The sequence below is a fragment of the Ditibartonella choladocola genome (assembly GCF_002007565.1).
In the GTDB taxonomy this organism is placed as follows: Bacteria; Pseudomonadota; Alphaproteobacteria; order Rhizobiales; family Rhizobiaceae; genus Bartonella; species Bartonella choladocola.
Window position 1 is genome coordinate 1,574,339 of sequence record NZ_CP015625.1, and the last position, 17,218, is coordinate 1,591,556.

Here is a 17,218-nt window from a genome sequence, read left to right on the forward strand (position 1 = left end):
AAATCAAAGATCTGGAAGACTTCAATAACCGGATGTGCGCAATAATTATGCGCCTCATATTTGGCAAAACGAATAATATGATGAAGAATAAAAAAATGGCGGCCAAAGCCGCCATTTAAAATAATGATTGATTGACAAGATTTTAGAAATTGCGCTGCATACGCAACATTCCCTGAACGGCATTGTCGCCATGGAATGTAACACGTGAACCATCGTCCCACTTCTTGTCATTACCGTAGTTCAGATAGGAAACTTCAGGTGTTACAACGAGACCCGGAACAAGTTCATAAGCCATATTGACCGATGCGCTGAAAACGTCTGTGTCATCATAAGTCAACTGCGAATTGAAAGAAGCCTTTTTGGTAGCTTTATAGGTTGTACCACCCCAAACGGCCCAATCGCCACCCCAATCACCATATTGGCTGGTGTGCATGCGATAATAGTAATCATGCTTTCTGTGGGGGCGATCATCGTTATAAACATCGTCATAGGCGTAATAGTCGTCATTGCTCTTGTAGCCGCCCATGACCCAAACCGACAATTGATCGGTGACGTTCAAGTTAACGCGCAGTTTGGCAGCCCATTCTTCCCATTGCGCATCATAAGCGCCAATAGCAGCGATAGAGCCCCAGCCCTGTACGAATTTCGCACCGAGGAGAACATTGGGTGTGTAATCATCGATACTGCTACCGCTATAGAAATGACGTGCATCGGGATCATTGCGGTAGGCTTTTCCAGCATTTGTTGCAACACGTCTACCCATGCCCTTCAGATAGTAGTTGTCGCCAGCATTGTCGCTGCCACCATCAGTCCCCTGTTCAACACCGATGATTGCCGAAAACCCGTTATCAGCCGAAAACGTATAGCTCAAGACATTCGTACGCTGGAACATGCCGGGATCGACGACATCATCGTTCAAGACCTTGCCGAGATAACCCGTCCAATGCCAGAAAATCGATTCGTCAACACCAACGCGCAAGCCGCCCAATTCGATATAAGCAAAGTGAGCCTGCCCACTCAAAGTATCATTGCCATCGTCCCATTGGTTACGTAGCTCAACCATAGTGCGCAATGTACCAAGCTCGGTTTCGCTTGCTGTCTGGAAGCGCAATTCACCACGAGCACGCCATGCATATGTATCGCGGTCTTTTTTGCCCTTATATGCATAGACATTGTCGCCACCTTTTATGTCGGCGCGCATATACCCGCCAACACGCATACAAGTATCGGTTCCGGGAATATAGAAATAACCCTGCCCATAAGCATCACAAACACGCACAAATTCGACGGGTTCAGGTTCGGCTACAACAACATCGGCAGCATAAGATGCACTCGATATGACCACGGCAGCAGCAGAACCGGCCAATAGTGCTTTTATTTTCATAAGGAATTCTCCCTCTGCTCGGTAGGTTTGTTAATCAGAATATGATGGATGTGTTATGCGGCAGTGTCGCTGCAATTTAAAGTCAAAATCTTTCAATATTCATATCTATAGTTAAATTGTGATAAATTAGTCACATAACGAATTCACCCAGAACGAGGGGAATTGCCGAAACAATATCTTCCGCAATCATACCGATACCAAAATGTTCCGCGCAGCGTGCATGAATAAAAACACCGGCGCAAGCCGCCTCGAAAGGTAGCATTTTTTGCGCGCTCAAGCCGCCGACAATGCCGGAAAGCACATCTCCGGAACCGGCAGTGGCAAGATAGGGAGTTCCGTTGACGTTGACTGCCAGACGGCCTTCAGGAGAAGCAATGATTGTATCGGCACCTTTATAGACAACAACAGCGCCGCAATCGGTTGCTGCTTTCGCGGCTTTCTCGATACGCGACAGGCCGTCCATCTTTGCAACAGAGGGGAAAACACGCTGAAACTCGCCTTCATGCGGCGTCAATATCACATTAACCGGCGACTTTTTGATAAGTGGAAATATGTCTTCGCTCTTTCCTGCTATGGCCGTTAATGCATCCGCATCGAGAACAAGTGTGAAAATCCCGCTCTTTGTCAATATTGATCGGGTGATTGATAATGCCCGTTCCAGTGAACCGAATGCAGGCCCCAAGATAACCGATCGCACTTTTCTATTTTCCAGAAATGCGAGAATTTCCGTGTCGCTGCCCATTTCGTCGAGCATGATACTGGTGAGATGCATTGCATGAACGGCAAGTGCATCTTCCGGCGAGAGGATTGTAACAAGCCCCGCCCCGCTTCTGGCTGCGGCATGAGCGGCAAGTCTTGCAGCACCGGTTGACGACTGATGACCGGAAAAAACCACCGCATGACCGCGCCGGTATTTATGCGTATCATAATCAAGTGTCGGCCAATCTTTCAGCCAGAGCGACGGAAAATTGATATAGTTTTCCGGTTTTATTGTTTGAAGAACGCTCGCGGGAATTCCTATATCGGCAAGCCTGATTTCGCCGCAACAGGCGCGTCCGGGATAACAAACATGTCCCGGCTTCAACCGGAAGAATGTTACGGTCTTCGTTGCCTTGATCGCTTCGCCATTTAAAGCGCCGGTGCGCCCGAAAACGCCGGAAGGCAAATCAATCGCAATAACGGGAACACCACTTTCATTGATCTTTTTTAAACTTGCCTGAAGCGGCTTATCCAACGGTCTATCAAGTCCTGCCCCATATAATGCATCTATAATGACATCGAAATCTTCCGGAGATGAAAATGTATCAAACGCCAGACAGTCACCTTTCCACAAAGCGGCTGCTTTTTCTGCGTCACTTCCTGCTCTCGGTTTTGCCAATGAAAATATATAAGGCTCGAAACCATGGGCTTTTAGAATATGTGCGGCCATATAACCGTCACCACCGTTATTTCCGGGACCACACAAGACAGCAATTTTGCGAACATGACGATAGTCATCGAGAATAATGTCGGCAACAGCCTTTCCGGCACGTTCCATGAGCTTGAAACTATCCCCGCCATTCAAGCTTGCAGCGAGATGATCCGCCTCGCCCATTTCTTTCGGGGTTAAAAGTTCTATCGGAAATTTATGCGCTTCAATCCTAGCCATTGCATGTTTTTTAGTCAGTTCGCCCATTTTTTATTCACCTCACACGTAAATTCCCGAACACAGTATAACCGGTTCCCCTGCATTTGCCACGGTTAACAATGTATGAATTGCTTTGTCTGGCAAAATCTTGTTGAGAGAGCAGATATTTTTTCAACTTGGCATAAAACATGCTTATAAAATATTAGTGAATGCAACAAATCAAAATAAAGCGGTTACCGAAGCTAAATTTTAACGTTGGAGGCAAGATCAATATGAAAAAATCGAAGCTATCATTAAGCCATTCAAGCTTGATGAAGTGAAGGAAGCTCTTCAAGACGTCGGTTTACAAGGCATAACCGTTACCGAAGCCAAGGGTTTCGGGCGTCAGAAAGGCCACACCGAACTTTATCGCGGTGCCGAATATGTTGTTGATTTTCTTCCCAAGGTCAAAGTTGAAATTGTTGTTGCCGATGAAACTGTAGAATCTGCAATTGAAGCAATACGCAAGGCAGCCCAGACCGGTCGCATCGGCGACGGAAAAATTTTCGTTTCTTCTGTAGAAGAGGTTATCCGCATTCGTACAGGAGAGACGGGCGTAGACGCAATCTAAGCCATAAGTAAAATCATGCCCCGCATAGGGGCATGTCCGATCAACCCTTTATTACTTTTAAATAAGGAATGTAATATGACGACTGCATCTGATGTCCTTAAACAAATTAAGGATAATGACATTCGCTTTGTAGATTTGCGTTTTAGTGATCCTAAAGGCAAGCTGCAACATGTAACCATGGATATAGCTGAAATCAGTGAAGACACATTTGCTGATGGTGTTATGTTTGACGGATCTTCGATCAGCGGATGGAAAGCAATCAATGAGTCGGATATGGTATTGATGCCGGATCCAACCACCGCCCATATGGACCCGTTTTTTGCCCAATCCACAATGGTTATTCTTTGCGATGTTCTCGATCCGGTATCGGGTGAATCCTATAACCGTGATCCGCGTTCGACAGCCAAGAAAGCCGAAGCCTATTTGAAATCTCTGGGCATTGGCGACACGGTCAATGTTGGTCCTGAAGCAGAATTTTTCATCTTTGACGATGTACGCTTCAAAAACGACCCCTACAACACCGGCTTCAAGCTTGATTCAAACGAGTTCCCGTCAAATGACGACACCGAATACGAGATGGGCAACCTCGGTCACCGGCCACGCGTCAAGGGCGGTTATTTTCCGGTTCCTCCGATTGATTCCTGTCAGGATATCCGTTCGGAAATGTTGACTGCGCTTACAGATATGGGCGTTCGCGTTGAAAAACATCACCATGAAGTTGCAGCCGCCCAGCATGAATTGGGTATCCGCTTCGATACATTGGTGCGTGAAGCCGACAAAATGCAGATATTCAAATATGTCGTGCATCAAGTCGCCAACACATACGGAAAATCGGCCACATTTATGCCGAAACCGATCTTTGGCGACAACGGTTCGGGCATGCACGTTCACATGTCGATCTGGAAAGATGGCAAGCCGACATTTGCCGGCAATGAATATGCCGGTCTTTCGGAATCCTGCCTGTTCTTCATCGGCGGTGTCATCAAACACGCAAAAGCGATCAACGCTTTCACCAACCCGTCGACCAACTCGTACAAGCGCCTTGTTCCCGGCTATGAAGCTCCGGTTCTGCTCGCCTATTCGGCACGTAACCGTTCGGCTTCCTGCCGTATTCCTTTCGGTTCTTCGCCGAACTCAAAACGCGTGGAAATCCGTTTTCCTGATGCGACAGCCAATCCTTATCTGGCTTTCTCGGCAATTTTGATGGCCGGCCTCGACGGCATTAAAAACAAGATCCATCCCGGACAGGCTATGGATAAGGATCTTTATGATCTGCCTCCGAAAGAACTGAAAAAAATCCCGACTGTTTCGGGAAGCTTGCGTGAGGCATTGCAATGTCTCGATAAAGACCGTGCCTTCCTTAAAGCCGGTGATGTATTCGATGACGACCAGATCGATTCGTTTATCGAATTGAAGATGGAAGAGGTTCTGCGTTTCGAGATGACACCTCATCCGATCGAATTCGATATGTATTATTCTGTCTGATTTTCATTAACCAAGATCATTGAAAACGGGGGCTTCGGCCTCCGTTTTTGTAACAATCGCTGCCTTTTTCCTGTCACGCTTTGCCTTTAAACTGCGAGTTCCTTATAAAGGATTTATGAGTAACTAGTATCGAAGGTAAGTTATGCGCCGTATCCTCCCAATTATCGTTGGTTTTTCACTCCTTTTCAGCGGCACTTTCGCGGCTCATGCGCGCTCCGCCACTGATGAAGAAATTAAAATGTTGACCGATGCCACGAATAATTATGCGACAGCGTTACAGACATCCAATTTCGATGCGGTTTTGAACGCGATTCCGCCGCGCATTATCCAGACACTTGCGGCCCAATCGAAAGTCGATCAGGAACAATTTCGGCAAATCATGGTAAGCCAGATGAAGCAGCTCGCCGAAACCTATAAAGTTGACAAGATAACAATAGGCCAATCGAAAAAGCGCGCCGGCGAGTTTGAAGATGGAACGCCCTATTATATCATTCCGACCGACTTTGTGATAACAACCAACGGGAGCGAGAAAAACCAGATTAAAGGCGAACTCGTCGCTATTCTTGATAATAATCAGTGGTATTTTGTTCGCGGTGATGATGCAACAACGCTTTCAACAATGAGCGCTGCCTTTCCGGGTTTTGAAAAAATCAAACTCAGTGCACCGGAAGTAAAGAAGATAAAATAATCCTTTGCATCTGTCGGCCGGAACCTTAGGAATCGTAAACTAACTGTAAGGGTGTTTGTAGCCAATATCCGTTGAAAATATGCAATTTTTCAACCGGCCAAGCGCCTTATTGTTGCGTGTTGAACATGATTTCCAAATGGTTAGACGGTGTCAAAAACCGTCCGGATAAGGCCGGAAAGTGCTTTTGTTGCCCTTGATAATACGCCTTTCCCGATTGCAGTTTAAAAAACGTGGCGGCTGAAATAGCTGTCGCAAAGCGATTGTTCTAAAGATCAAGCTATCCGGAATAGGCCTCTATAACGGCTATTCTGCTCAACATGCCAGCATTACAATTGATAGCCCTTCAACTATCTGATTATTCAGGAAAATCCGGGAGGGCAGAATGCCTTTGACAACAAGGATGGTTGTCATCATAAACAACTCTAAGCGGAATGCAGCGCAAAACCGGTCGCTTAAAGAATCTCGACACGGCCCGTTCATAAAGATTTCATTCAACAGATTAAAACTGCATCACTATTGATTTTGACGTTGCCAAAACAGAAATAGTGGCGGCTGTCCCCTCTGTTTATCAAGCCTTGATGCCGGGAAACCGCTTCGAGACCAAGTTTTGGCGTTGCCAAAAAGGAAATCGAACGGGCTTCCCCTGCCCTTTTTCAAGCCTTGATGTGGAGGCCAAAATAATTCCGGAATTTAAGTCCAAACATTTCTGGAATGCGTGGCTCCCGCATCAATGCTGTTATCCGTTTCAGGCGTTCTTTTCCATACTTACTGTTTTCATTGACCGTTTTGTAAATTTCGATCAGCAAGCATAAAAACGCAAAGTTTTTAAAGAGCGATCAAACCACTTTGATCTGCACACTGATATTATTACGTGTCGCGTTTGAATAGGGACAAATCTCGTTATGCGCTGTGTGAGCCGCCATTTCAGCCTGCTGTTTATCCAGCCCTTCAAGATGCACTGTCAAAATAACAGATAGTTCAAAACCGGTGGTTTTACGTGGGCCAATGCCGACTTCGGCTTTGACGTAACTGCCGGGTTCAACTTTGAAACCCGCTTTTTGTGCTGCAAAACGTGTAGCCGATTCAAAACATGCGGCATATCCGGCGGCAAAAAGCGTTTCGGGGTTTAAGCCGACTTTACCGTCTCCACCCATTTCTTTGGGTTTTACCAGATCGATGTCAAGCGCCCCATCTTCCGAATGTACATGCCCTTCCCGTCCGCCTTCGGCAATAGCTGTTGTCCTATAAACGATATTCGATAACATGGTGCTTTCACTCCTTGGTAAAACAAACTCAAGGCTTTAACCTAGTGTTTTTTTATAGAGAAGCAATAATCGAGCGGGCTAGTTCTGAAAATTATTGGTTCTCGATTGCCGCGATGACGGAAACAGCCGCTTCATATTCGGCTTGGTGATAGGCGCGTTTGGTAGCGGCTTCCTGATCTTCCCCCCAATGTTCAATCGTCCAATCCTCGTCAAGATGGGCAAGTTGCCAGGCTTGTGAAAGATTTATTTTTCCTTTCCAGACAGCAAGCGCGAGCAAAGCCGAGCCACAAAGTGTGGTGATGGAATGTAAGGCCGCAAGCACATAAGGCGAATCTACAGCCTTGAGCGCATTTTCTATTGCCAGAATTGATTCATCGGGCTGTTTTACAAACATGACCCCTTCAGTCAGCATGAAGCGCGCACCATAATTCTGGTGAATCCATTCCAATACGGGGTCCCAATGAAGATGTTGTCTTTCAGCCAGTTCCTTTGGTGAATCAGCACGATAAAAGAGCATATCATTGCCTGCAAATTCCAATATTTCATCGCGTACGGCTTCCATATGGTCGATGACGCCATCAATAATGGAATTGACAAGACGTGTAATCGGCATTTTTGCAGGATCAATTGTCTGTTTTTGGGCATTGAATTCGCATGCAATCATGCGGGCAAGAGCTTCATTGGGCAAAACCAATTTATTCCGCGCCGGAGTTTTGACGGTTTTACCGTCAAGCACCACCGCAAATGTGCCGCCTTCCTGTTCGACTGCTGCGTTTTTATAAAAACGTTTCGGCAATTCGCGTCTGGATAGGAGCTGTGCCTGTTTTACCGGATCGGACTTTTCGGCTTCATCATTCAATTCTTCAAGAAATTCACGCATTGCTTTTTCTTTCCAATATCGGAATTAACTCTTCCGGTTCGCGGACAATTGTTCCCGCTCCCGCCTCTTTCAGCGCATCGGGCGTATGATAACCCCATGAAACGCCGATTGCATTCGCATGTGCAAGTTTGGCCATTTGCATGTCGTAAATTGAATCGCCAATTACAAATGTATTGTCGGGTGAAACACCAGTCTGTTTACAGCTTTCCAGAACCATGGCGGGATCGGGTTTTGAAGGGCAATCATCGGCTGTTTTGATGGTGATAAAACAATGAAGTTTGTATGCTTCACAGATTTTATCGACGGCCAATCGCGTCTTTCCGGTAACAAGCCCCAACAAAATATCATCGTTCTGTTCAAGCGTCGTCAAGGTTTCCATAATTCCGGGGAAAAGTGGTTCGGTAAAAGAAATATCCCCCCTGAATTTTGCGAAATTCTGCTTATAGGCCGTTGCCATTTCAAGAATTTCATCATCCACCGGACGTTTCAGCAGTTCTGCTATTGCAACTTCAAGCGAAAGGCCTATGACCCTTTCGGTTTCATCAAGGCTTGGCTCTTTATATGAAAATTGTTGGAACACCGTGGTCATCACATGCTGGATAGTGAATGCACTATCAACCAGTGTTCCATCACAATCAAAAAGTGCAAGGCGAAGCGGCGTGTCGCTCAATCGGTATCTCCGTCATTTTCATCAAAAGCAAGAAGATTGAAACTTTGAACCATGTGGGGTGGCAGCGGTGCTGTCACGTCCAATATCCCGCCCGACGGATTAGGAATTCTTATGCGCCGTGCATGAAGATGTAGCCGGTTCTGGATGCCACCGGGTAGTTCCCAATTCTGGTCTGCATAAAAATATTTCGGGTCGCCAATAATGGGGTGGCCAATATAGGCGGCATGAACGCGTAATTGGTGGGTACGACCGGTATAAGGTTCCATTTCGAGCCATGACAAAATCTGTCCACGTGTATCAATAACACGATAATGCGAAACCGCATGGTCGGAATCCGGTTCGCCATGGGGACATACCCGCATTTTATCGCCATCAGGTGTTGATTCTTTTACGAGCCATGTTGAAATCTTGTCTTCGCGTTTTTTGGGAACGCCCCTTACCAGAGCCCAGTAGGTTTTCCTGGTTTCACGTGCACGAAAGGCTGCTGCCAAAGCTTGAGCGGCCGAGCGTGTTTTGGCAACAACCAGTACGCCCGATGTATCACGATCAAGACGATGGACGAGGCGCGGTTTTTCGCCTTTTTGGTTGCGCCAGGCTTCAAGCATTCCATCGACATGACGGGTGACACCGGAGCCGCCCTGAACGGCGAGACCAGCCGGTTTGTTAAACACATAAAGCTTCTTGTCTTCATAAAGCAGCATCTGCTTCAAAACATCGCCGTCGTCCTGCCCGCGAATGGTTTTGCCGGTGAGCGGTAGAGTGCCCTTTTCATCAACAGGTAAAGGTGGAACACGGACAGATTGTCCGGTTTGAAGTCTTGTATCCGACTTGACACGACCGCCATCAACGCGAATCTGCCCCGACCGCAACAGCTTCTGCAAGTGACCAAATCCAAGCCCCGGATAGTGTGCCTTGAACCAACGGTCGACGCGCATGCCGTTTTCGTCTTCATCTACTTGTTTTATTTCTACACCGGCCATCATTATCTCCTTGTCGCCCTCTCTAGCATCATCGGACAACAATAGCGACATGATTTATCATCGCGATCACGCAGCGTTACATTGTGTTGCTAAAAGTGGTTTCGCTGATCGTAAATTGAACGGTAGCGCATCTTACATAAACGCTATAAACAGTTGACCGTATTTTTTAACAGACGGCTATCGGTGCAAGGCGTCATTGGAGAATAAGCTTGTCGCTTTTTAAAACTTATACGCGCGCAGTCAGCTATTTGATGACAGAAAAGAGAACTGTCATCATTATATGTGCAGCCAATATTGCCATGGCGGCAGTACAAGTTTTCATACCGAAAATTTTCGGATGGATTATTGACGAGCTTTCATTGACTGCACAAGCCGTATCGAGCGGCACTGCTTTTTCTGCCGGTGACACATTTACCGCGGTGATTCCCTATCTTGCACTATGGACAGCACTTGGCATGTTTTCCATTATTGCAACGGTTATGGTTGATCGCGGTGCCGACCGCCTCGCCCATCGCAGGCGCTTGGGAGTATTGGCTGAATCCTACCAGCGCATTATCAATATGCCGCTTGCCTGGCACCAGAAGATAGGCACATCCAACGCACTTCATACCATGCTGCGCGCATGTGAATCCATGTTTACCATGTGGCTCGAATTCATGCGTCAGCATTTGGCATCCATGATCCAGCTTGTCATTTTGTTGAGTGTCGCAATCTGGACCGATTACCGGTTGTCTATTGTGCTGATTTCACTTGGTATTATTTACATTATGATTGCACGACTGGTCATGACAAAGACCAAAACCGGTCAGGAATCGGTCGAAAAATACCACCTTGCCCTCTTTGAACATGTCACGGATTCCATTTCCAATGTCTCGGTTGTTCAAAGTTATAACCGCGGGGATGAAGAGAGTGCGCGGGTCAAACAGAACGCACAAAATGTTCTTAAAGCCCAATATCCGGTTTTGAACTGGTGGGCATTGGCTGCCGGACTTAACCGCATGGCCTCGACAATTACAGTCATCGTTGTCATCGTTCTTGGTGCCTATCTTGTTTCAAAAGGCATTCTCAATATTGGTGATGTGGTTGCTTTTGTTTTCTTTTCACAGATGATGATCGGACAGCTCGACCAAATCAGCAATTTTATCAATCTCATCGGTTCCAACCGTGCAAAGCTTGATGCATTCTACGACATGATGGATTCAACAATTGCTGCTGCCGAACCGGAAGGTTTACCGTCTTTGACCAATGTTAAAGGCGACATTCGTTTCGACCATGTAACGCATGAATTCTCCAACACGTTACAAGGTGTCTATGACATCAGTTTTGAAATCAAGCCCGGCCAGACGGCGGCTATTGTCGGCCCTACCGGTGCCGGTAAAACAACACTGATTAATCTCTTGCAACGCATCTATGACCCTGAATCGGGCGTGATAACGATAGATGGTGTCGATACACGAACGGTCAATCGCGCATCACTTCGTCATGCTATGGCGACCGTGTTTCAGGATTCCGGTTTATTCAACCGGACGATCAAGGAAAATATCAGCATCGGCCGGCCTGAAGCAACCGACGAAGAAATATATGAAGCCGCCAAGATTGCGGCAGCCAATGATTTTATTCGTGCAAAAACCAATGGTTACGACACAAGGGTGGGAGAACGCGGTTCGCTCCTTTCCGGTGGCGAACGCCAGAGGCTCGCAATCGCCAGAGCTGTATTGAAAAATTCCCCTATCTTCGTTCTTGACGAAGCAACAAGTGCATTGGATGTTGAAACAGAAGCGCGTGTTAAAGAAGCAATCGACACAGTAAGCCGGAACCGCACAACGATTATCATTGCCCATCGCCTATCGACAGTCCGTAACGCCGATCTGGTCTTGTTTATGGATCGTGGACACATTGTCGAACAAGGAAGTTTTGACGAACTTGCTGAAAAAGGTGGCCGCTTTACAGCGCTCCTCAAAGCGGGTGGTTTGACGATCGACCATTCACCCCATGCACTCAACCACGATAATGTTGCGCAACATTAGATCGCCTATCTAAAATGGTCGGCCTTTAACGTTCATTCCGGCAGTCAAGTGATGAATATCGTAGAACCGGTATTGTAAAACTGCTGGACATTATCCCTGTAGCCGCATAAGCAAGTGGACTTTTGAACCCCGCACATGCATAACGATAGCATTCATCACTGCAAAAAACAGGAGCTGAAGCGTAAACGCCCTCCTTCAAACTCTCCTGTCGCCTATCTCATGTGATAGATGATTATGAAGTGCCGACACCTTTCGAGACAAATAATGTGAAAAATAGCACTGAAACGGCGAGTGCTGTATTGCATCCATTGACACATTGACAGGTCTTTTCACTCGAATGATAAATCTGGCGAAAAGCCAATCCGGTTTCATCGCTTTTGACACTTCGCTCCATTCCGCTAACGCTCCGATATAAAGAAAGCACATAGGCAACAGCTTAATTTCTTCGTGGCATTAGACACCGAAATGCAAAACACGGAGATGGAAGACAAGGAAATGGCAGACGGGGAAATGGAAGACGGGGAAATGGATTTTCGCTTTGCAAAACCCGATCGACATCTGATCTCTTTATCAATATTTTTGACACAATAGCTATTGATCGCACAGCCTGCTTGAGTATCAAAACCATTTCTCTTTTAAATTTAAGTCAATAAAATTAACTTTTCAAAAGAGCATCGCAAAACTTGATGATATTCAATCGTAAGAAACAATCTATTTTCAGAAATATATAAAAGTTATCTTGTTAAGAATATTAACAATACAAAATATCGCGAAAATTATACAAACCACGTGATATAAATTCTTATGAAAATATAAAATCTCATAAAAAACATAGAGCAACCGGCTTCTGCTCGACAAAAGGTTCAAATACGATAAAATTCATAAATCCGGCTGCCTGAAACCAGAAACGGCCAATTGTGTAATTGTGCAAGATAACAATAAAAAAGCGGGACTTGCCCGCTTTTTAAACTTATTTTGTCAGGTTCTGCCGCAAAGCTTTGAGCGCATCCTCGGCTTTTTGACCGTCCGGTCCGCCGGCTTGCGCCATATCCGGCCGACCGCCGCCGCCTTTGCCGCCAAGGACTTCCGATAAGGCTTTGACCAGAACCACCGCATTGTAACGGCTCGTCAAATCATCGGTAACGCCAACGACGGCACTTGCCTTGCCATCTTCCGAAACGCCGATGAAAGCGACAATACCGCTTCCAATCTTGTTCTTTCCGGCATCTGCCAATGGCTTCAAATCCTTAGGAGAAACGCCATGAACAACGCGCCCCATAAACGACACACCGTTAATCTCTTCAATATCGGGTTCTGAATGGTTGGCTGTGCCGCCAGTCAAGGCCAGTTGTTTTCTGGCTTCGTTCAATTCTTTTTCAAGTTTACGACGTTCCTCGACCAGAATATGGACGCGTTCCAGTGCTTCCTGCGGCGTTGTTTTCAACACATTGGCAATTTCGTGAACGCGTTGATCCTGACCGTCAAGATAATGACGGGCGGCATCGCCGGTCAATGCTTCGATACGGCGAACTCCCGCAGCAACAGCACTTTCCGATACAATACGGATAAGTCCTATATCACCGGTACGTTTCACATGCGTACCACCACAAAGTTCGAGCGACCAAGGCCGATTTCCGACCTTCGTCGGGTCAACCCTTTGCCCCATAGAAACAACACGAACCTCGTCACCATATTTTTCACCAAACAGAGCCATAGCTCCTTCGGCAATCGCATCATCGACGCTCATCAACCGTGTGGTGACAGGGCTATTTTGCAAAACGATTTCGTTCGCCAAATCCTCAACCTGTTTGATTTCTTCGGCAGTCATGGGTTTCGGATGGGAAAAGTCGAAACGCAAGCGTTCCGGTGTTACCAATGACCCTTTCTGGGCGACATGGGTTCCAAGTGTTTCGCGAAGAGCTTCATGGAGAAGATGTGTTGCCGAGTGATTGGCGCGGATTTTACGGCGTCTTTTTTGGTCTACATCAAGCTCGACCACGTCACCGGTTTTGATTGACCCTTTTTTCGAGCTTCCGATGTGGATGAACACACCATTGGCTTTTTTCTGTGTATCCGTGACATCGAAAGTAAATTTTTCGCCGGAAATTGTGCCGGTGTCCCCGACCTGTCCGCCCGATTCACCATAGAAAGGCGTTTGATTGACCACCAGTGCCCCTTCTTCACCTTCCTTAAGCTCGTCGACGATCTTTCCATCTTTGACAATGGCAGTAATCACTGCTTCAGCTTTTTCTGTCTCATAGCCAAGAAATTCGGTCGAACCAACGCGATCTCTGACAGCAAACCAGACGGTTTCGGTTGCTTCTTCACCCGAACCCGCCCAATTGGCACGGGCTTCGGCTTTTTGCCGTTCCATGGCCTTGTCGAAAGCCTCGACATCAACCGTTATATTGCGGCGACGAAGCGCATCCTGAGTAAGATCAAGCGGAAAACCATAGGTGTCATACAGTTTGAATGCGGTTTCGCCATCAAGATGATCGCCCGATTTCAGATTATGGCTTGCCTCGTTCAACAAATTGAGGCCGCGCTCCAAAGTCTTGCGGAAGCGTGTTTCTTCCAACCGCAAAGTTTCCGAAATAAGTGCCTCTGCCCGTATAAGTTCGGGATAGGCTTGCCCCATTTCGCGTATCAATGTCGGCAGAAGGCGCCACATTAAAGGTTCCTTAGCGCCAAGCAATTCGGCATGACGCATAGCGCGACGCATAATCCGGCGCAATACATAGCCGCGCCCCTCGTTTGACGGCAAAACACCGTCGGCAATGAGGAATGCGGATGAGCGCAAATGATCGGCAATAACACGATGACTTGCAACAAATTCACCTTCTGCTTTGACACCTGTTGCTTCTTCCGAAGCGCGGATCAACGTTTTGAAAAGGTCAATATCATAATTGTCATGAACACCCTGCAAGACAGCCGCAATACGTTCCAATCCCATGCCGGTATCAATGGATGGCCGCGGCAAATCATTACGCTGGTCTTTTGTTACCTGCTCGTATTGCATGAAAACAAGGTTCCAGATTTCGATATACCGGTCACCATCTTCTTCTGCACTTCCGGGAACTCCACCCCAAATTTTATCACCATGGTCGTAGAATATTTCGGAACAGGGGCCGCACGGGCCGGTATCACCCATGGCCCAGAAATTGTCATTGGTTGAAATCCTGATGATCTTGTCGTCAGAAAGCCCGGCAATCTTTTTCCAAAGATCGGCCGCCACATCGTCTTCGTGATAAACAGTGACCAACAGCTTTTCTTTCGGCAAACAAAATTCTTTGGTCAACAAATTCCACGCAAAATAAATCGCCTGTTCCTTGAAATAATCGCCGAAAGAAAAGTTGCCGAGCATCTCGAAAAACGTGTGGTGGCGTGCAGTGTAACCGACATTGTCGAGATCATTGTGTTTACCACCGGCACGAACACATTTTTGTGCTGTTGTCGCTCTTTTATAAGGGCGCTGCTCAAGACCGGTAAAAACATTCTTGAATTGTACCATTCCCGCATTGGTAAACATCAATGTCGGATCATTTCTGGGCACAAGCGGACTTGAGGGAACAATCTCATGCCCGTTTCTGTGGAAATAATCCAGAAAGGTTGACCGGATCTCGTTAACACTATTCATAACTGACACCTGTACTGGCCATAAAGCGCTGTTGCGCTTTTAGGATTTTTTAAAACTATATTGTCTGCCTTTTAGAGCATATTCATTGATCTGAAAACCACTTTTTAACGCCACTTTACCAATGTGATTTATTATTCGCTTTTTACATGGGCATCTGTTTCGTAACGCACAATGTGACCTTTATGAATATGTCCAATAACTGTAACCGCTCTTGAGATAAACAGCATATAAGTGCGTTCCGCCAAAACCGGAAAATGATTTCTATAACAGAAAATATTTTTAAAGCTTAATGCAATGTCTACATTTGACATAGCTCTATTCCGGTTCTTCAAGCCCCTTTCACTGGCGATGACGCGCCGTGAACGCCCGATTTAATTCCGATAATGCAATTTGTCTTCTGCCAACGGGATTTTACATTATCCGAAAACGAACGATAGCCATTATATTTCCCCTTAATGACCGCTCGTCAATGCGCTTTTGCTACCGGATATTTTGCCTGATATTTTATAAGAAAGGAGCCGTAGCAAATTTTGCACGGCTCCTTATCAATCAAATAGTTTATAATTTCAAACCACTATTTTTGCTTTATAAAGCCAACTTTCAAACCGCGGTTTCATCTGACAAAATTTAAATCGACATTTCATCTGACAGAATTTAAACCGGTTTTTTACGCGACAAAAACAAACGACCTATATTCTGACGCCGTTTGTTTATTCGTGATGAACTAATGACGAGTGATAAAGCTTTTACCGAATTTATATTTCAATTTCATATTGTAGAAACCAAAATATCAAACCGCTTCGCTTTCACCATCTGATTCCGGACCGCCATTTTCCAGCAATTCTGTTGCAATCAAACCGGCGTTTTGCCGCAGGGCTGCTTCAATTTCATCAGCAACTTCCTTATTCTCACGCAAAAACTGCTTTGCATTTTCGCGCCCCTGCCCCAAACGTTGCGAATTATAAGAGAACCACGCACCGGACTTTTCAACAATTCCGACTTTAACACCGAGATCGATAAGCTCGCCAAGTTTGGAAATGCCTTCGCCATACATAATGTCGAATTCTACTTGCTTGAACGGAGGAGCGAGTTTGTTTTTGACCACTTTAACGCGTGTCTGGTTACCTACAACCTCATCACGATCCTTGATCGAACCGATGCGCCGAATATCAAGACGGACGGAAGCATAAAATTTCAAAGCATTGCCACCTGTCGTCGTTTCGGGGGAACCGAACATGACACCGATCTTCATACGGATCTGGTTGATGAAGATGACCATACAATTCGAGCGGGAAATCGACGCTGTCAATTTACGCAGAGCCTGACTCATCAACCGTGCCTGCAGACCGGGAAGTGAATCCCCCATTTCGCCTTCGATTTCTGCACGAGGTGTCAAAGCCGCGACAGAGTCAACAACCAGAACATCCACAGCACCGGAGCGAACCAGCGTATCGGTGATTTCCAATGCTTGTTCGCCGGTATCAGGCTGGGAAATCAGAAGGTTTTCAATATCAACACCAAGCTTGCGGGCATAGACCGGATCAAGCGCATGTTCGGCATCAATAAATGCACAAATTCCACCACGCTTTTGAGCTTCGGCAATTGTATGAAGAGCCAAAGTCGTTTTACCGGAACTTTCAGGCCCGTAAATTTCCACGATACGCCCTTTGGGAAGCCCCCCCACTCCGAGGGCAATATCCAGCGATAACGAGCCTGTCGGAACTGTTTCGATTTCTACAATATGCTTGTTATCGCCAAGGCGCATAATAGAGCCTTTGCCAAATGAACGTTCTATCTGGGATAGTGCGGCATCCAGAGCTTTCGATTTATCCACTGTTTTATCCTCAACGAGTCGCAATGTATTTTGTGCCATCTTACACTAACCTTTTCTATTATATGAAGCTAGAGCACTCATTTATTTCGTGATCTTTTTGTACACCATTTGTTCTCATTTTACAAGTGGGA

15 protein-coding genes are annotated in these 17,218 nt (G+C 46.3%); 5 read left to right on the forward strand and 10 right to left on the reverse strand.

Annotated elements, in window-relative coordinates; all coding sequences use genetic code 11:
- Nucleotides 1-142: 142 nt before the first annotated feature.
- Together BBC0122_RS07010 and BBC0122_RS07015 are read right to left on the reverse strand one after the other, a co-directional pair.
- Nucleotides 143-1,384, reverse strand: a complete 1,242-nt coding sequence (locus BBC0122_RS07010; RefSeq protein ID WP_077992466.1) for a porin — start codon at nt 1,382-1,384, stop codon at nt 143-145.
- Nucleotides 1,385-1,514: 130 nt separating this feature from the next.
- The gene (locus tag BBC0122_RS07015; RefSeq protein WP_077992468.1) at nt 1,515-3,059 is read right to left on the reverse strand and encodes an NAD(P)H-hydrate dehydratase; all 1,545 of its coding nucleotides are present in this window, start codon (nt 3,057-3,059) and stop codon (nt 1,515-1,517) included.
- Nucleotides 3,060-3,291: 232 nt separating this feature from the next.
- On the opposite strand from BBC0122_RS07015, the gene BBC0122_RS07020 reads away from it, so the two are divergent.
- The 3 genes from BBC0122_RS07020 (at nt 3,292) to BBC0122_RS07030 (ending at nt 5,794) form a co-directional block, all read left to right on the forward strand.
- Nucleotides 3,292-3,621, forward strand: a complete 330-nt coding sequence (locus BBC0122_RS07020) for a P-II family nitrogen regulator (RefSeq protein ID WP_077992470.1) — start codon at nt 3,292-3,294, stop codon at nt 3,619-3,621.
- Between the two features lie 75 nt (nt 3,622-3,696).
- Nucleotides 3,697-5,106, forward strand: a complete 1,410-nt coding sequence (gene glnA, locus BBC0122_RS07025; RefSeq protein ID WP_077992471.1) for a type I glutamate--ammonia ligase — start codon at nt 3,697-3,699, stop codon at nt 5,104-5,106.
- A 142-nt stretch (nt 5,107-5,248) separates the two neighbouring features.
- Complete coding sequence (locus BBC0122_RS07030) at nt 5,249-5,794, forward strand: hypothetical protein (protein ID WP_077992473.1); 546 nt, start codon at nt 5,249-5,251, stop codon at nt 5,792-5,794.
- 836 nt (nt 5,795-6,630) lie between these two features.
- Here the strand turns inward: BBC0122_RS07030 and BBC0122_RS07040 are convergent.
- From BBC0122_RS07040 to BBC0122_RS07055, 4 genes are all read right to left on the reverse strand, one after another.
- Nucleotides 6,631-7,059, reverse strand: a complete 429-nt coding sequence (locus BBC0122_RS07040; protein WP_077992475.1) for an organic hydroperoxide resistance protein — start codon at nt 7,057-7,059, stop codon at nt 6,631-6,633.
- A gap of 91 nt (nt 7,060-7,150) precedes the next feature.
- Complete coding sequence (locus BBC0122_RS07045; protein ID WP_077992476.1) at nt 7,151-7,939, reverse strand: ATP12 family chaperone protein; 789 nt, start codon at nt 7,937-7,939, stop codon at nt 7,151-7,153.
- Nucleotides 7,932-8,609 carry an HAD-IA family hydrolase gene (locus BBC0122_RS07050; RefSeq protein ID WP_077992478.1) on the reverse strand — a complete coding sequence of 226 codons (678 nt, stop codon included), beginning with the start codon at nt 8,607-8,609 and terminating at the stop codon, nt 7,932-7,934. The genes BBC0122_RS07045 and BBC0122_RS07050 overlap by 8 nt, the downstream gene beginning before the upstream one ends.
- The gene (locus tag BBC0122_RS07055) at nt 8,606-9,589 is read right to left on the reverse strand and encodes an RluA family pseudouridine synthase (RefSeq protein WP_077992479.1); all 984 of its coding nucleotides are present in this window, start codon (nt 9,587-9,589) and stop codon (nt 8,606-8,608) included. The genes BBC0122_RS07050 and BBC0122_RS07055 overlap by 4 nt, the downstream gene beginning before the upstream one ends.
- A 209-nt stretch (nt 9,590-9,798) precedes the next feature.
- Between BBC0122_RS07055 and BBC0122_RS07060 the strand changes: the two genes are divergently transcribed.
- Nucleotides 9,799-11,616, forward strand: coding sequence for a glucan ABC transporter ATP-binding protein/ permease (locus BBC0122_RS07060; protein ID WP_077992481.1), 1,818 nt, complete (start codon nt 9,799-9,801; stop codon nt 11,614-11,616).
- A gap of 232 nt (nt 11,617-11,848) precedes the next feature.
- Here the strand turns inward: BBC0122_RS07060 and BBC0122_RS13005 are convergent, their stop codons facing one another.
- The gene (locus BBC0122_RS13005; protein ID WP_188318008.1) at nt 11,849-12,010 is read right to left on the reverse strand and encodes a hypothetical protein; all 162 of its coding nucleotides are present in this window, start codon (nt 12,008-12,010) and stop codon (nt 11,849-11,851) included.
- A gap of 71 nt (nt 12,011-12,081) precedes the next feature.
- Here BBC0122_RS13005 and BBC0122_RS13290 point away from each other — a divergent pair, with 71 nt between their 5' ends.
- The gene (locus BBC0122_RS13290) at nt 12,082-12,207 is read left to right on the forward strand and encodes a hypothetical protein (RefSeq protein WP_257788066.1); all 126 of its coding nucleotides are present in this window, start codon (nt 12,082-12,084) and stop codon (nt 12,205-12,207) included.
- A 379-nt stretch (nt 12,208-12,586) separates the two neighbouring features.
- Here BBC0122_RS13290 and alaS read toward each other — a convergent pair whose 3' ends face one another.
- From alaS to recA, 3 genes are all read right to left on the reverse strand, one after another.
- The gene (gene alaS / locus BBC0122_RS07065; RefSeq protein WP_077992487.1) at nt 12,587-15,253 is read right to left on the reverse strand and encodes an alanine--tRNA ligase; all 2,667 of its coding nucleotides are present in this window, start codon (nt 15,251-15,253) and stop codon (nt 12,587-12,589) included.
- Between the two features lie 131 nt (nt 15,254-15,384).
- Nucleotides 15,385-15,564, reverse strand: a complete 180-nt coding sequence (locus tag BBC0122_RS07070) for a hypothetical protein (RefSeq protein ID WP_077992489.1) — start codon at nt 15,562-15,564, stop codon at nt 15,385-15,387.
- Nucleotides 15,565-16,043: 479 nt separating this feature from the next.
- Nucleotides 16,044-17,126 (reverse strand): recombinase RecA, encoded by a 1,083-nt coding sequence (gene recA / locus BBC0122_RS07075; RefSeq protein ID WP_077992491.1) that lies wholly within the window; start codon nt 17,124-17,126, stop codon nt 16,044-16,046.
- Between the last annotated feature and the right edge of the window lie 92 nt (nt 17,127-17,218).